The following is a 13,584-nucleotide window of genomic DNA, read 5'->3' on the forward strand; positions in this document are numbered from 1 at the left end:
GACAAATACCAACAAGGACTCGCCGTGGCGAGTCCTTGTTTCTTCAGGTATTCGGGTTTCTGTCTTCGGCTGTTTGGTATTCGGTATTGGTATTCCTTCCCCCACCCCCTTCTGTCTGCGCCGAGGAGCGCAGGGCCAGACGGATAAGGGCAAAAACTTGTTTGAGCCGAAGGCGAGTTGTTTTTGACCCCGGCTGGACCGAGCACCGCAGGTTGCCCGTAGCGAAGCGAAGGGACGCAGACAGTAGGGTCGCCTTTTCTTTGCTTACTTTCTTTTGGCGAAGCAAAAGAAAGTGAGTCGCCGCCGGGCGACCCCGGCCAGCGACCTCAGCAGAGAGAGCCCGCCGCAGGAGACAAGCCAGAACAGCCAGTTCAAGAATCCCTAACCGGCCCCCTAAGCCCCTTGGTAGCCGACCGTTGACTCTTACTCTCCAGCCGCCGCTGCTTGGACCCATAAGTAGGTTTGGTAGCCCGCCGAGCCTTGGGCGGACTGGAAACCCCATCCACCACCTCCTGCAACCGGGCCAACGCATCACTGCGATTCATCTCCTGCGTCCGATGCTGCTGCGCCTTCAACACCAGCACCCCTTCCTGCGTAATGCGGCTATCGGACAGACACAGCAACCTCTCCTTGATGGCATCGGGCAGTGAAGAGGCGTGAATATCAAAGCGCAGGTGCACTGCACTCGAAACCTTGTTGACGTTTTGCCCACCCGCCCCCTGCGCACGGATGGCGCTGAACTCGACTTCGCGTTCGTCAACCGGGAATTTGGGTGGCGCGGCCATGGTCAGCGCCTTGACGGCTTTAGCTGGCCAGCTCGGCCAGGCCGGCGATGGCAAGCGCGTAGCCCTTGACGCCAAAGCCCGCCATCACGGCCTTGGCGGCCGGTGAGATGTAGGAGTGATGGCGAAAGGCTTCGCGTGCGTGCACATTGCTGATGTGCAGCTCAATCAGCGTCACGCCCGCGCCTTTGATGGCGTCGTGCAGGGCCACGCTGGTGTGGGTGTAGGCGCCGGCGTTCAGCACCACGCCGGCCAGTGTGCCGGCAGCCTGGGCACGGCCTGCTTCGTGGATGGCGTCGATCAGCGCGCCTTCATGGTTGCTTTGGCGAAAGTCCAGCTTGAAGCCGTGGGCCGCGCAGGCCTTGACGCACAGGGCCTCGACATCGGCCAAAGTCTGCGAGCCGTACACGGCGGGTTCGCGCGTGCCCAGCAGGTTGAGGTTGGGACCGTTGAGGACCAGGGCTGTTTTCATGAAGCGAGTCTTTCCAGGTGTTCAGGTTGACGTTTTTTTGTGGCGAGGTCTTGCAGGGCGACCACCCCGCCGGTGGCGATCGAGCGGCGCACGGCCTCCACGGCACGCAGGCTTTGCAGGGCATCCGCCACGGTGATTATCGGCTCTGCCTTGCCGTCTATCAAATCGCAGAAATGCGCCAGCTGGGCGGCCAGCGGGTCTACGGCGTCCAGCGTGATGTTTTTTTCGGTGAAAGGGGTGTTCCAGCCTGGTTCTCCGGTGCTGGCCGGGGCGTGCGTCCAGGTGTGCAGCGTCGGCACCGCCAGCGAGCCCCGGGTGCCTGCAATGAAATAGCAGTCTTGCGAGGGGTAGCGCGCGTAGGCGGCGTTTTCACCCGAGGTCTGCTCCCAGCTGCGCGGCGCGGCCACGGTGTCTGACAGCGTGAAAGTGCCCAGCGCGCCGCTGGCGAATTTCAGCGTCATCACTGCCGTGTCTTCGACCGCGAACTGCCGCACGGCGTGGGACGCCACCGCGTGGACGGATTCCAGCTCGCCGCACAAATAGCGCAGATTGTCCATCTCGTGGATCAGGTTGATCAGGATGGGGCCGCCACCCGGCTGCGCGCGCCAGGCGCCCTGCGCAAAGTAGCTGTCGGGTTTGTAGAACTGCGCGCTGCCCGTCACCGTGACCACTCGGCCCAGCAGGCCGGAGTGGATAGCCTTGCGTGCAGCCTGCAGCGTGCTGCTGTAGCGCCGGTGGTGGCCCACCAGCATGGGTGTGGGGTTGTGAGCCAGCACCTCGGCCAGTTGCAGGCCGGCCTCCAGTGAATCGGCCACGGGCTTTTCAATCAAGGCCGGCACGCGGTGCTGCGCGCAGACCAGCGCGCCGGGCACATGCAAGTGGTTGGGTGTGGCGAGGATTACGCCGTCTGGCTGGGCCCCTGCGGGCCCGGTGAACAAATCCTCCAGGCTTTCAAAATGCGGCACACGGAGGCCGGCGGCAAAGTCTTTTGACGCAGGCTGCGGGTCCACCACCGCACATAAGCGGGTGCGCGGGTTGGCCTGAATCAGCTCGATATGCCGGCGGCCGATCAGGCCAGCGCCTGCAACGGCGATGCCCAGCGTGGCACTGCCGGTTGAAGACATGTCAGCGAACGCCTTCGAAGAAACGCACCAGCAGCGCAGCAAAAGCGGCAGGCTGCTCCACAGCGCTCAGATGCGCGGCGGGCAAGGTTTGCAACTGGGCGCCTTTGATGCTTTTGCAAATCGCCTCGGACATCGCCACCGGCGTGGCCTCGTCGCGCGTCCCGCCAATTACCAGCACCGGGCACTGGATGCTGCCGTTGCTGGCGCGAAAGTCGATGTTGGAGACCGCCTCGCAGCTGGCGGCATAAGCAGCCGCATCGGTCTTCTCCAGCTGCAAGCGCAAAGCCGCCACGCGCTGCTTGCCGCCGCCCGCTTCGTCGGCCCTGAACTCGGGCGTGAACCAGCGCTGCATCGCGCCGTCGGCAATCGCCGCCACGCCCTGTTCCAGCACAGTCTTCACGCGCGCGGCCCACATGGCGCGTGCCGCGTCGTCGTAGTGCATGGCCGCATTGGCGATGGTGATGCTTTTGAGCAGTTGCGGGTGCCGGGCGGCCAGCGCCTGCGCGGTCATGCCGCCCATGCTGAGGCCCACAAAATGCACAGGGCCTGTGCAATGCGCCTTGATCAAACCGGCCACGTCGTCGGCCAGCAAATCGATGGTGTAAGGGCCGGGCACGGCTTCCGACTTGCCATGGCCACGATGGTCGTGGCGCAGCACGGTGTAGCGGCCCTTTAATGCGGCGGCGACGCCGTCCCACATGCTGGTGTCGCAGCCCAGCGCATGGCTGAGCACCACCACGGGCCCCTGGCCCTCCTGTGTCCAATGCAGGTGCGGCTGTTTCATGCCTTTCATACCTGCTTCTCCGCTGCGGGCAGCAAGCCCTTTTCACGCAGGATGTCGCCCGCCACCGCAAACGCGTGGTTGGCCGCCGGCACACCGCAGTAAATGGCGGCCTGCAAAATCACTTCCTTGATGTCGTCGGGCGTGAGCCGCGACTCAGGCGGGCCGTCGAGCGCCGCGCGCACATGCATCGCAAATTCTTCATAGGCCTTGAGCGCGATCATGGTCGACAGCACCATCAGGCGGCGCGTCTTGTCGCCCAGCGCGGGCCGGCCCCAGACTTCATTCCAGGCATAACGTGTGATCAGGTCCTGGAATTCGCCGTTAAAGCTGTTGCTTTTGGCAATCGATTTGTCGACCCAGGCGTCGCCCAGCACGCGGCGGCGGTTGATCATTCCTTTGTCATAGTCACTCATGCATTTACCTTTGTGCGTTGATCGTTGGTTTTGGCGGGCGCCAGCTGCGCCTCAATCGCGTCGGCCTGCGCATGCGCCAGGCCCGCGGCCTGCTTGGCCAGCTCGGGGGTGAACCATTCGTCGGCGGCGTCCGCAGGCAGCTCGGCGCGCAGGGTATCCAGGTTGGCGCGCATGCGCTGCGTATCGACCTGCAGGCCGGGCAAGGCCTGCGCCATCGCGCGTACCGAGCCGTGCGCCGACATCAGCAGCCCGGGCCACTCGGCCAGTTCGGCCTGCCAGTTGCCCAGCGCGCGTTCGTGTTCTTGCGGCATGGTGGCCAGCAAGGCGGCCACGCGTTGCGGCGCGCGTGCGCTGGCCGCCAGCGCCACCATGCAGGCGACCGGGTTGCGTTTGTGCGGCATGGCGGACGAGCCGCCGCGCCCGGGCTCGGTCGGCTCGGCCAGCTCGCCGACTTCGTACTGACCCATCAGCGAAATGTCTTTGGCGACTTTGCCCAGGCTGCCCACCAGGAGGCCCAGCTCGCAGCCCAGCGCTACCCATTCGTCGCGCTGCGTGTGCCACGGAAAGGCCGAGGCCTTGAGCTTGAGGTCGGCTGCCATCAGCGCAATGATTTGCGGGCCCCTGCCCTTCATCTGCGCGAGCGTGCCCACTGCCCCGCCCAACTGCACGCTGAGCGCGTTGTCCCCGGCGACCTGCAGGCGCTGCAGGCTGCGCGCCAGCGGCGCGGCCCAGCCGGCGCACTTGAAGCCGAAGCTGGTGACCGAGGCCGGCTGCATCAGGGTGCGGGCCAGCACCGGGTCGGCCGCATGGCGGCGGGCCAGCATCAGCAGCGCCGCCACCGATTTGCGGACATCGGCCTCGATCAAATTCATCGCATTGCGTGTGACCAGCGCCAGAGCGGTGTCGATCACGTCTTGCGAGGTGGAGCCGAAGTGCACATAAGCCGCAGCCTCCTTGTTAAAGAGCCCCACGGTTTCCTTCAGCGCCTTGACCAGCGGAATTGCGATGCTGCCGGCGCGCCCGCTTTCACGCACGATCTTGGCCACATCAAACAGCTCGACCTTGCAGGTGCCGGCGATGGACTGCGCGGCCGCCTCGGGGATCAGCCCGGCGCTGGCCTGCGCCCGCGCCAGCGAGGCCTCAAAACGCAGCATCGCATCCAGGAAGTTGCGCTCGCTGAATGCCTCCAGGATTTCGGCCGACGACAGGAAACCTTCAAAAATACTACTCATTCGATTCAACTCTCAAAATAATTCTTGCTTGCAGGCCTGCAAACCCTATCGTTTCAAGCGCATCTGATTGGGCAAAGGCACAGAGCGCCGCAACACATCCTCACCCAGCCAAAGCGCCGAGCGCCACGCGCGCTCCGCCACCGCCGGCAGCGGCATCTGCTGGTAGTCGTCGTTAAACACCTCAAAGCTGTAATCGCCCCGGTAGCCCAGGCCGTGCAGGCGCGTCACCAGCGTGGCCAGCGCCTCGCTGTGCACACCCTCGCCGGGGAAGACGCGGAAATGCCGGGCCGTCGCAATACGCTCTTCCACCGACTTGATCTCGGTCCACATAAAGTCGGCCAGCTGCACCAGAAAGATCCGGTCCGGGTCCAGGATGTCCAGCTCGTCCAGCGAAGTGCCGGTGGCAAACATGTGGTACGAGTCAAAGCCCAGCCCCAGGTTGGGCATGTCGGCCTGGCAGATGATCTCCCAGGCCTGCGGAAACTCATTGATCACGCGGCCCCACGACAAGGCCTCATAGGCGATCTTGATGTTCATCGGAATCGCCAGCATGGCCAGCTTGCGCAGGTCCTTCACCAGGGCGGCCGTTTCGCCGCTGGCGTGCACCGAGGTGGACGAGCACACCAGCAGCAGCCGGCAGTCCAGCGCATGGCACATGTCCAGCATGGACTTGGCGATATCCATCTTGTAGTCGTGCAGATGGCCCGAGAGGCCTTCAAAGTCGCGCAGCACCTGAAAGCCGGTGACACGCAGGCCGCTGGCACGCACCGCCGCCACAGCAGCCTCCATGCCGTCAGGGTGGCCCACAATGTCTTTGGCCGCCAGCATGAGCTGGGTGAAGCCGGCGGCCTTCACCGCCTTGAGCTTGGCCTCAAGCGGCCCCGCCAGCGAGATGGTGTCCATCCCGAAGTCGTCGATGTTTCCGCTGTAGTGGCTCATGGTGTTGCCGCTCGCTTCAGCGCTCGTTGTGGACCAGCTCGAAACTCACGCTGCCCATCCAGGTGCGGGTGAGCGCGCCGCGGTCTTCGGTGTGCACGCCGCGTGACTCCACAAACTCAACGCCGCGCTTGCTGAGCTCTGCCACCGAGGCCAGCACATCGGGGCTGCCCAGGCCGACCCGTTGCAGGGCTTCATCGCCCTCCACGTCCAGCACGCTGGCCTCGGGCTCAATCAGCTGCAGGTAAAAGCGCGACGAAGCCGGGCACGGGCTGCGCAGGATGCGGCCCTTGGGCAGGATGCCGAAGCGCTGGTCGTCCGGCAGGTCGGTAAACCCAAACAGCTCGCGGTAAAACTCGGCCCAGTCCTCGGTGCGGTCATTGCCGATGTACTGCACCACGCCGAAGAAATGCAGGCCGGCCACCGCGGGTGGGCGCGGCTCCACCGTCGGGATGGGCACAAAGTCCACGTCGTAGATTGAAAAAGTCTCGTAGCGATCGACAAAGTAGATGCGGCTCTTGCCCACGCCATGGATGGCCGGGATGTTCAGTTCCATCACCTCCACCCGCGAAGGCACGGCCCAGGCGCCGCGGTCCAGCGCGCGGTGGTAGGCCTCGGCCGCATCGCGCACGCGCAGCGCAATCGCGGCGATGGCGGGTTTGTCCGTAGGCGCGGCGCCGTCGGGCATGGCCGGGATGTGGGCGTTGACGATGACATTCATGCCGCCCTGGCGGTACAACATCACCTCGCGCGAGCGGTGGCGGGCAACGGGCCTGAAACCCATCATCTCCAGCACCTGGCCCAGGGCCTGCGGTTTGGCGGTGGTGTATTCGATGAACTCGATGCCGTCCAGCCCCAACGGGTTGGCGACTTCCGGGATGGCTTCGCGGTCAAGGACGGGGGCTTGCGTGGCGGTGCTCATGGTGTTCTCCGGTTCAGGTTCAGGTTTGCCGCATGCTCAATGGGTTTGCGCGGCGGGCTCGGCCACGGCCGCGCCCGGCACATGGCCGCCGCCCAGAAAGAGGCGCTCGATGTTCGGGTCGGCCAGCAGCTGCGCGGCCGGCTTGTGCAGCACCATCTGGCCGGATTCGAGGGCGATGGCGTCGTCTGAAATCTTGAGTGCGCTCTTGACGTTCTGCTCCACCATCAGCACCGTGGTGCCCTGGGCCGCCAGCTTTTGCAGCAGCTTGAACACGTCCTGCACCACCATGGGTGAGAGGCCGATAGAGGGCTCGTCAATCAGCAGCACCTTGGGCCGCAGCAGCAGTGCACGGCCAATCTCGAGCTGCTTTTGCTCGCCGCCCGACAGCGCCGAGGCCTGCGAATGCAAACGCTCCTTCACGCGCGGGAAAAACTCCAGCACCTCCGGGATGCGCTCGTGCGTGGTCTTGGTGCCCAGGGTGATGCCGCCCAGCTCCAGGTTCTGGAATACGGTGAGCTGGCCAAACAGGTTGCGGCCCTGCGGCACAAAGGCAATGCCCTTGGCCAGCAGCTCTTTCTGGCTGGCGCCGGAGATGTCTGCGCCGTCGAGCAGGATGCGGCCCTGGCGCGGCTTGAGCAGGCCGAACAGGGTTTTGAGCACGGTGGATTTGCCCGCGCCGTTGGGCCCCAGCAGCAAGGTGATGGAGCCGCGCCTGACCTTGAAGGACAGGTTGTTCAGGATCATGAAATCCTTGTAGCCCGCTACCACGTCGTCGAATTCAATGCAGATGTCGGTGCTCATCGTCAATTCCCCAGATAGGCGTCCAGCACCTCTTTGTTGGCCCTGATCTCGGCCGGTGTGCCAATCGCCATCACACGGCCCTCCACCATCACCATGATGCGGTGGCACAGGTCCATCACAAAATCCATGTTGTGTTCGATCACCACAAAAGAGCTCTTGCGGCCGAACTTGGGGTTCTGGTTGAGCTCCTTGAGCAGCGACGAGATGCCACCCACCAGGCTGGGGTTCACACCCGCGCAGGGTTCGTCGAGCAGCACCAGGTCGGGCTCGGCCATAAAGGCCATGGCGATGTCGACCAGCTTTTGCTGGCCGTAGCTCAGCGTGCCGGCAGGCTTGTCGGCCACATGGCGGATGCGGAACTGGTCGATCAGCGCGTCGGCCTTTTCGCCCAGGCCTGAATCGCCCGGCGCGAACATGCGGCTGAACATGCTGCCCTTGTGTTCCTGGGCGGCGACGATGAGGTTGTCGCGCACCGTCATCTTGCCGAAGACCTGCAAGGTCTGGAAGGTGCGGCCCACACCACGGCGGCTCAGCTCCAGCGGCGAGAGGCCGGTGATGTTTTTGCCGTTCAGCTCAATCGAGCCTTCGTTGGGGGTAATCTGCCCAAGCACGCTGTTGAACATGGTGGTCTTGCCCGAGCCGTTGGGGCCGATGACACCGAAGATTTCGCCCGGCATCACCTCAAACGACACACCCGCCACCGCCTGGATGGCGCCGTAGGCTTTCTTGAGGCCCGTAACTTTCAGCAGTGCGCCGCTCATGATGACGCTCCTACTTTGCGGGCTGCCGCGGCACGGGCGGCCGATGCAGCGCGCGCCGCACGGCGGTCGCGCAGGCGGTCAGGAATGCTGAGCAAACCATCGGGCAGCCACACCATCAAAAAGACCACCGACAGCCCGAACAGCGGCAAATACCAGTTGGAGACACCGGGCACATCGCGCAGCCATTCAGGCAGCACCACACCCACGGCGGCGCCGATGACCGGCCCGAAGAAGTAACCGGCCCCGCCGACCACCACCATCAAATACAGCATGATGGATGCGGCCACGTTAAAGGGCCCCGGCTCGATGAACTGCACCAGCGAGGCGAACAATGCACCCGCAATGCCGGCATACACCGCGCCAATCGCAAAACTCAGCAGCGTGTAGTTGCGGATGTTGACGCCCAGGCTTTCGGCGCGTATCGGGTTGTCGCGCAGCGCGGTAAAGGCCTTGCCCCAGGGCGAGCGCAGCAGGCCCCACAGCAGCCCGGCCAGCAGCACGGTGACCGCCAGCACGAAGTAGTAGTACGCCAGGTTGCCTTCGAGCGAATAACCGAACAGTGAGGGCCGCGCGATGTTGTTGATGCCGAAGGTGCCGCCGGTGAGCCACTCCTCATTGCGCATCACCAGCCAGATGGCGGTGTTGAACCCCAGCGTGGCAAAGGCGAGGTAAATCGCCTGCACCCGCAGCGCCGGAAAGCCGAGGATCAAACCGGTGGCAAAACAGATCAGCGCCGCAGCGGGCAGGCCCAGCCAGAAGCTGAAGCCGGCCTTCATCAGGATGGCGACGGTGTAGGCGCCTATGCCGAAGAAGGCGGCATGGCCCAGCGACTTCTGGCCCGCATAACCGATGGTGAGGTTCAGGCCCATGGTGGCGATGATGAACACCAGCCAGTAGGTCAGCAGGTAAAGGCCGTAGTTTTTGAGGAACTGCGGCGCCACAAGGACCAGCGCCAGGCCCAAGGCCGCGATCACGGTGGAAACTTTGCCGGTGCGTGTCATACCTTGCGCTCCTCTTTCTTGCCGAGCAGGCCCTGCGGCTTGAACAGGATCACGACCATAAAGATCACCAGCGCCACCGCGTCCTTGTAAGCGGGCGAGATATAGGCCGAGGCCAGGTTTTCACACACGCCCACGATCAGGCCGCCCAGCAAGGCGCCGCGCGAGTTGTTGAAGCCGCCGATGATGGCGGCGAAAAACGCCTTGGTGCCCAGGCCTTCGCCCATGTCGAACTTGGCAAGGTAAGTCGGCGTGACCAGCATGGCGGCCACCACCGCCAGCACGGCGTTGATGGCAAAGGTGTAAAAAATCATGCGCGGCACATTGATGCCGAGCACGGAGGCGCTTTCGGTGTTCTGCGCCACCGCCTGCATCGCACGGCCGGTGACGGTTTTGGCGAGGAAGGCCTGCGTGGCCATGACAACCACCAGCGCCAGCGCGAAGGTGCCGACGTCCTGCATGGTGATGGTGACACCGGCAATGTTGAAAATCTTGTCAGGGAACAAGCTGGCAAAGGGGTGGGCCTCAGCGCTGTAGCCGGCGCGCACGCCGTTGCGCATGGCAATCGACAGGCCAATGGTGGCCACGACGATGGGCATCATGCCGTACTTGAAGAGCGGGTCCACCACGCCGCGCTTGAACAGCCAGCCCAGCAGCAGCACAGCCAGCAGCGCGGTGCAGACAAAGCTCACCAGCATGGGCGCGCCCAGCGAGATAAAGCCCAGCATCATGAAGGCCGGCAGCATCACAAACTCGCCCTGGGCGAAGTTGATGGTGCCCGACGCCTGCCACAGCAAGGTAAAGCCCAGGGCCGCCAGCGCATAAATGCTGCCGGTAGCCAGGCCCGAGAAAAAGAGTTGGAGAAAGTCTGTCATGGCAGTGCGTCAGTGCATCAGTGTGTGAGTGCGTATCTGGAGTTTGAAAGGAAACCGGAGAGGCCGGCGCCCTGCGGCCATAGCAGCCCGGCACCGGCGCCCGTCTGCGCCTTACTTCTTGCCCAGCGCCGGCAGAATCGCCACCACCTCCTGCTTGCCGTTTTTCACTTCAATCATGAAGCTCTCACGGTCCAGGTCGCCCTTGCTGTCGAAGGACACATCCATCAGCACGCCGGGCTGGTCGGCGGCCTTGACCTTCAGGGTGTGCAGCGCTGCGGCCACGGCCTTGCGGTCCAGCTTGCCGACTTTTTCAATCGCAGCTTTGAGCACATAAATGCCCGAGTAGCCTTTCATGCCGTTGTGGTCGGAGACGTATTTGTATTCCTTCTCGAACTTGGCGCGGAAGGCGCGGATGGCCGGCTGCGGCGCATCGACGGTGAGGCCCACGTGCGCGACGGCGCCGTTGGCGGCTTCGCCGGCGAGCTCGATCACCTTCTGGCCGGTCAGCGTGGTTTCGCCGATCACGGGTTTGTTCCAGCCTTGCTTCCTCAGCTCGCGCAAGAGGCGTGCGGACTCTTCTTCGTTGGAATAGGCAAACAGGCCCTCGGCATTGCTTTGCTTGGCGCGCAGCACCGCGGCTGAGAAGTCGACCTGGCCGGGTTCGGTGGAGATTTCCGCCGCCACTTTGACGCCGGTCGCGGCCAGCGCCTTCTTGATGGCGTCGTTGCCGCCCTTGCCGAAGTCGTTGTTCACATAAATGATGGCAATGCTTTTCAGCTTGGCCTGGTTGCTGATGTAGCGCGCCACCTTGGGCATGGCGTCGGCCTGCGTGAAGCTGGTGCGGAACACATAGGGGTTACCTTGCTCGGTGATGCTGGAGGCTTCACCGCCGGTGAAGTTGGGCACCTCGGCGCGGCGCGACTCGGCCATGCTGACCATGATGGAGCCGGAGAACACCGGCCCAAAAATCGCGAACACGTTGTCGTCAATCGCCTTTTGCGTCAGGCCCTTGGCGATGCCCGGGTTGCTTTGCGTGTCAGCCGTGTTGGTCTGGATTTTTTTACCCAGGATGCCGCCGCTGGCGTTGATTTCCTTGACGGCCAGCTCCACGCCGTTCTTGAAGTTGGTGCCGGCCGTGGCGCCGCCGCCGGAGAGCTCGACAATGTTGGCGATCTTGATGACATCTTGCGCAAAACCGGCTGCGGCGCTCATGGCAAGGGCGCAGGCAGCTACTAATTTAAGAGCAAATCGTTTCTTCATGGTTGTCTCCTCTAGGTTTAAGAATCAAGGCACTTCGTCAAAAATCGTTTATCGGTGTCAGAACACGGCGGCATCCGCCAGCGGCGCGGACTGCGCATGGCCGCTTCCTGCCACACGCCGGATCTCACCCGCCAGCGCGGCCGGGTACAGGTGCTCACGGATGAAAGTCGCGTCGCGCCGCACTGCCTCGGCGGCTTCGGTGTAGCCAAAGAACGCCAGGTAGTCCGGCGCCTGCTGGATCAGCATTTCAAAACCCGGCTGGGCTACCAGCCCGCGTGCACGCACGGCGCGCACCAGCGGTGTCGGCTGGTTCTTCATGAGGATGTCGACCACGGCCGCATGCGGCGCCAGGCGCTGTACATCGCAAGGCAAGGGGTCAGACGCCTGCAGGCCCAGCGGCGAGGCATTGATGACCAGGTCGTAACCTGAAGGGTCGCTGCTGCCGGCCTGCAACACACGCGTGCCGGCAGCTTGCGCGGCCGAGGCGATATGTGCGGCCACGGCTTCGGCCTTGCCCGGCACCGGGTCGTAGAGGGCGATTTCGGCCGGGGCGTTGCTGCCGGCAATCGCCAGCGAAGCGGCAATGGCCGAGGCGCCACCGCCAGCGCCCAAGACCAGCACACGCTTGCCGGCGTAGCCGATAGAAAAATAGTCCAGCGCCGACACCAGCCCTTTGCCGTCAAACAGCCCGCCTTCCAGCGAACCGTCGGCATTGCGGCGTATGCCGTTGACAGCCCCCGCCACGCGGCCGTAGTCATTGCAATGCGACAGCAAGCCCATCACCAGCGATTTATGCGGGATGGCCAGAAACATGCCTTTAATGTTTTTGGCCAGGAAGGCCGAGCGCACAAAGGTTTCAATATCGCCCGCCGCCACATGCACCGGCACCAGCACGGCATTGATGCCCATGGTTTTGAAGATCAGGTTGAAGACGTCCGGCGCACGCACCTGCTCCACCGGATCGCCGGGGATCAGATAGACGTCGGTGTTGCCCTGAATGGTGGGAAGCATATAGAGGTAAGCGGTCTTGGTTTGCCGGGCGGTTAACTGTCGGGTTTACCCAAAATGTTCGATGATCGATTATTTTGAGTCAGATCGGGCTGAACTTTAGAAGCCAATCAGCCATTTACAAAGCTAAATATGGCTCAAATGATCGATAATCGATCATCAACGTCCGATAATCGAACGAAACAAGGGTTTGACCTATGATTCCGCCCTATCCCCGTCTTGCCGTTTCTTCAATACTCCAGCCATGACCACGCCCACCTCAACTCCGCCACCCGATGCCTTGCAGGCCCCGCAGGCGCCCGAGCTGGACAAGCGCGACTGGATCGCCGGGCTGGAAAAAGGGCTGTCCATCATTGAATGCTTTGACGACGCCAACCCGCGCCTGACCGCCAGCCAGGCCGGCGCCCGCTGCGGCATGACACGCACGGCGGCACGCCGCTATTTGCTGACGCTGGAGCACTTAGGTTATGTGGCCAGCGACGGCAAACTCTTCTGGCTGACGCCGCGCGTGCTCAGGCTGGGCCAGTCGTATCTGGAATCGGCCCGCCTGCCGCGCATCGTGCAACCCTTTTTGCAACGCGTGACCGCCGGCACCCAGGAAAGCGCTTATGTCAGCGTGATGGACGGTGACGACATCGTCTACATCGCCCGCAACGGCTCCAGCCGCGCCATGAACACCGGCTATGTGCTGGGCTCCCGCGTGCAGGCGCAGGTCACGGCGGCCGGCCTGCTGATGCTGTCGATGCGCGAAACCGCCTGGCTGGAGAACTGGCTGTCACACCACGAGCTCAAGGCGTATACCTCCTTCACCATCGCCAGCAAAGACCGCCTGCGCGTCGAGCTGGCACGCGTGCGGGCGCAAGGCTGGGCGATTTCCGAGCAGCAACTCGAGCTGAATTACCGCGGGATTGCCGTGCCGCTGCGGGACCGGCACGGGGATGTGGTGGGGGCGCTTAGTGTGACTATGCCTATGGGGCATGAGTCCAGTGAGGAGGCGGTTGGGAGGGTTTTGTCTGTCTTGCGCGAGACGGCGCAGGCTATGAGGAACTTGATTTAGGTTTGTTCTTGTTCCGGACGGGTGCTCTCTCTGCTGAGGGTTGCTGGCCGGGAGTGGCCCGGCGGCCAGTAACTTTCTTTTGCTTCGCCAAAAGAAAGTCACCAAAGAAAAGGCGACCCGCAGTCTGGGTCCCTGCGCTTCGCTTCGGGCAACCTGCGG

16 protein-coding genes are annotated in these 13,584 nt (G+C 63.5%); 2 read left to right on the plus strand and 14 right to left on the minus strand.

Annotation, left to right across the window (positions count from 1 at the left end):
• The coding region (locus BM408_RS23075) for a hypothetical protein (protein WP_217649445.1) at nt 1-187 on the plus strand (187 nt) is incomplete at its 5' end.
• 184 nt (nt 188-371) lie between these two features.
• Here BM408_RS23075 and arfB read toward each other — a convergent pair.
• The 14 genes from arfB to BM408_RS18480 form a co-directional block, all read right to left on the minus strand.
• On the minus strand, nt 372-785 hold the full coding sequence (gene arfB, locus BM408_RS18415; protein WP_092131680.1) for an alternative ribosome rescue aminoacyl-tRNA hydrolase ArfB: 414 nt from the start codon (nt 783-785) through the stop codon (nt 372-374).
• Between the two features lie 19 nt (nt 786-804).
• Nucleotides 805-1,254, minus strand: coding sequence for a type II 3-dehydroquinate dehydratase (aroQ, locus tag BM408_RS18420; protein ID WP_092131681.1), 450 nt, complete (start codon nt 1,252-1,254; stop codon nt 805-807).
• Nucleotides 1,251-2,378, minus strand: coding sequence for a Gfo/Idh/MocA family protein (locus tag BM408_RS18425; RefSeq protein ID WP_092131683.1), 1,128 nt, complete (start codon nt 2,376-2,378; stop codon nt 1,251-1,253). Before BM408_RS18425 ends, aroQ begins: the two co-directional genes overlap by 4 nt.
• 1 nt (nt 2,379) lies before the next feature.
• Nucleotides 2,380-3,162 carry an alpha/beta fold hydrolase gene (locus tag BM408_RS18430; protein WP_092131740.1) on the minus strand — a complete coding sequence of 261 codons (783 nt, stop codon included), beginning with the start codon at nt 3,160-3,162 and terminating at the stop codon, nt 2,380-2,382.
• Nucleotides 3,163-3,167: 5 nt separating this feature from the next.
• Nucleotides 3,168-3,575, minus strand: coding sequence for a carboxymuconolactone decarboxylase family protein (locus tag BM408_RS18435; RefSeq protein WP_092131684.1), 408 nt, complete (start codon nt 3,573-3,575; stop codon nt 3,168-3,170).
• Complete coding sequence (gene pcaB / locus BM408_RS18440) at nt 3,572-4,807, minus strand: 3-carboxy-cis,cis-muconate cycloisomerase (RefSeq protein ID WP_092131686.1); 1,236 nt, start codon at nt 4,805-4,807, stop codon at nt 3,572-3,574. Before pcaB ends, BM408_RS18435 begins: the two co-directional genes overlap by 4 nt.
• 45 nt (nt 4,808-4,852) lie before the next feature.
• Nucleotides 4,853-5,746, minus strand: coding sequence for a sugar phosphate isomerase/epimerase family protein (locus BM408_RS18445; RefSeq protein ID WP_092131687.1), 894 nt, complete (start codon nt 5,744-5,746; stop codon nt 4,853-4,855).
• Nucleotides 5,747-5,762: 16 nt separating this feature from the next.
• Nucleotides 5,763-6,665 (minus strand): 4-hydroxyphenylpyruvate dioxygenase, encoded by a 903-nt coding sequence (locus BM408_RS18450; protein WP_092131689.1) that lies wholly within the window; start codon nt 6,663-6,665, stop codon nt 5,763-5,765.
• A gap of 36 nt (nt 6,666-6,701) precedes the next feature.
• Entirely contained in the window at nt 6,702-7,466 is a 765-nt protein-coding gene (locus tag BM408_RS18455; RefSeq protein WP_092131690.1) for an ABC transporter ATP-binding protein, read from the minus strand.
• A gap of 2 nt (nt 7,467-7,468) precedes the next feature.
• On the minus strand, nt 7,469-8,227 hold the full coding sequence (locus BM408_RS18460) for an ABC transporter ATP-binding protein (RefSeq protein ID WP_092131692.1): 759 nt from the start codon (nt 8,225-8,227) through the stop codon (nt 7,469-7,471).
• The gene (locus BM408_RS18465; protein WP_092131693.1) at nt 8,224-9,228 is read right to left on the minus strand and encodes a branched-chain amino acid ABC transporter permease; all 1,005 of its coding nucleotides are present in this window, start codon (nt 9,226-9,228) and stop codon (nt 8,224-8,226) included. The genes BM408_RS18460 and BM408_RS18465 overlap by 4 nt, the downstream gene beginning before the upstream one ends.
• The gene (locus BM408_RS18470; RefSeq protein WP_092131695.1) at nt 9,225-10,100 is read right to left on the minus strand and encodes a branched-chain amino acid ABC transporter permease; all 876 of its coding nucleotides are present in this window, start codon (nt 10,098-10,100) and stop codon (nt 9,225-9,227) included. The genes BM408_RS18465 and BM408_RS18470 overlap by 4 nt, the downstream gene beginning before the upstream one ends.
• A gap of 111 nt (nt 10,101-10,211) precedes the next feature.
• Nucleotides 10,212-11,360, minus strand: coding sequence for an ABC transporter substrate-binding protein (locus BM408_RS18475; protein ID WP_092131697.1), 1,149 nt, complete (start codon nt 11,358-11,360; stop codon nt 10,212-10,214).
• 57 nt (nt 11,361-11,417) lie between these two features.
• Nucleotides 11,418-12,371 carry a shikimate dehydrogenase family protein gene (locus BM408_RS18480; RefSeq protein ID WP_092131698.1) on the minus strand — a complete coding sequence of 318 codons (954 nt, stop codon included), beginning with the start codon at nt 12,369-12,371 and terminating at the stop codon, nt 11,418-11,420.
• Between the two features lie 241 nt (nt 12,372-12,612).
• On the opposite strand from BM408_RS18480, the gene BM408_RS18485 reads away from it, so the two are divergent.
• Complete coding sequence (locus tag BM408_RS18485; protein ID WP_092131700.1) at nt 12,613-13,425, plus strand: IclR family transcriptional regulator domain-containing protein; 813 nt, start codon at nt 12,613-12,615, stop codon at nt 13,423-13,425.
• Nucleotides 13,426-13,584 lie beyond the last annotated feature (159 nt).

It is taken from the genome of Polaromonas sp. YR568 (assembly GCF_900116715.1).
Taxonomy (GTDB): domain Bacteria; phylum Pseudomonadota; class Gammaproteobacteria; order Burkholderiales; family Burkholderiaceae_C; genus Polaromonas.

Coding starts and splice junctions, on each gene's coding strand:
- arfB (WP_092131680.1), bottom strand. CDS start 785: ATGGCCGCGCCACCCAAATTCCCGGTTGACGAACGCGAAGTCGAGTTC.
- aroQ (WP_092131681.1), bottom strand. CDS start 1,254: ATGAAAACAGCCCTGGTCCTCAACGGTCCCAACCTCAACCTGCTGGGC.
- BM408_RS18425 (WP_092131683.1), bottom strand. CDS start 2,378: ATGTCTTCAACCGGCAGTGCCACGCTGGGCATCGCCGTTGCAGGCGCT.
- BM408_RS18430 (WP_092131740.1), bottom strand. CDS start 3,162: ATGAAACAGCCGCACCTGCATTGGACACAGGAGGGCCAGGGGCCCGTG.
- BM408_RS18435 (WP_092131684.1), bottom strand. CDS start 3,575: ATGAGTGACTATGACAAAGGAATGATCAACCGCCGCCGCGTGCTGGGC.
- pcaB (WP_092131686.1), bottom strand. CDS start 4,807: ATGAGTAGTATTTTTGAAGGTTTCCTGTCGTCGGCCGAAATCCTGGAG.
- BM408_RS18445 (WP_092131687.1), bottom strand. CDS start 5,746: ATGAGCCACTACAGCGGAAACATCGACGACTTCGGGATGGACACCATC.
- BM408_RS18450 (WP_092131689.1), bottom strand. CDS start 6,665: ATGAGCACCGCCACGCAAGCCCCCGTCCTTGACCGCGAAGCCATCCCG.
- BM408_RS18455 (WP_092131690.1), bottom strand. CDS start 7,466: ATGAGCACCGACATCTGCATTGAATTCGACGACGTGGTAGCGGGCTAC.
- BM408_RS18460 (WP_092131692.1), bottom strand. CDS start 8,227: ATGAGCGGCGCACTGCTGAAAGTTACGGGCCTCAAGAAAGCCTACGGC.
- BM408_RS18465 (WP_092131693.1), bottom strand. CDS start 9,228: ATGACACGCACCGGCAAAGTTTCCACCGTGATCGCGGCCTTGGGCCTG.
- BM408_RS18470 (WP_092131695.1), bottom strand. CDS start 10,100: ATGACAGACTTTCTCCAACTCTTTTTCTCGGGCCTGGCTACCGGCAGC.
- BM408_RS18475 (WP_092131697.1), bottom strand. CDS start 11,360: ATGAAGAAACGATTTGCTCTTAAATTAGTAGCTGCCTGCGCCCTTGCC.
- BM408_RS18480 (WP_092131698.1), bottom strand. CDS start 12,371: ATGCTTCCCACCATTCAGGGCAACACCGACGTCTATCTGATCCCCGGC.
- BM408_RS18485 (WP_092131700.1), top strand. CDS start 12,613: ATGACCACGCCCACCTCAACTCCGCCACCCGATGCCTTGCAGGCCCCG.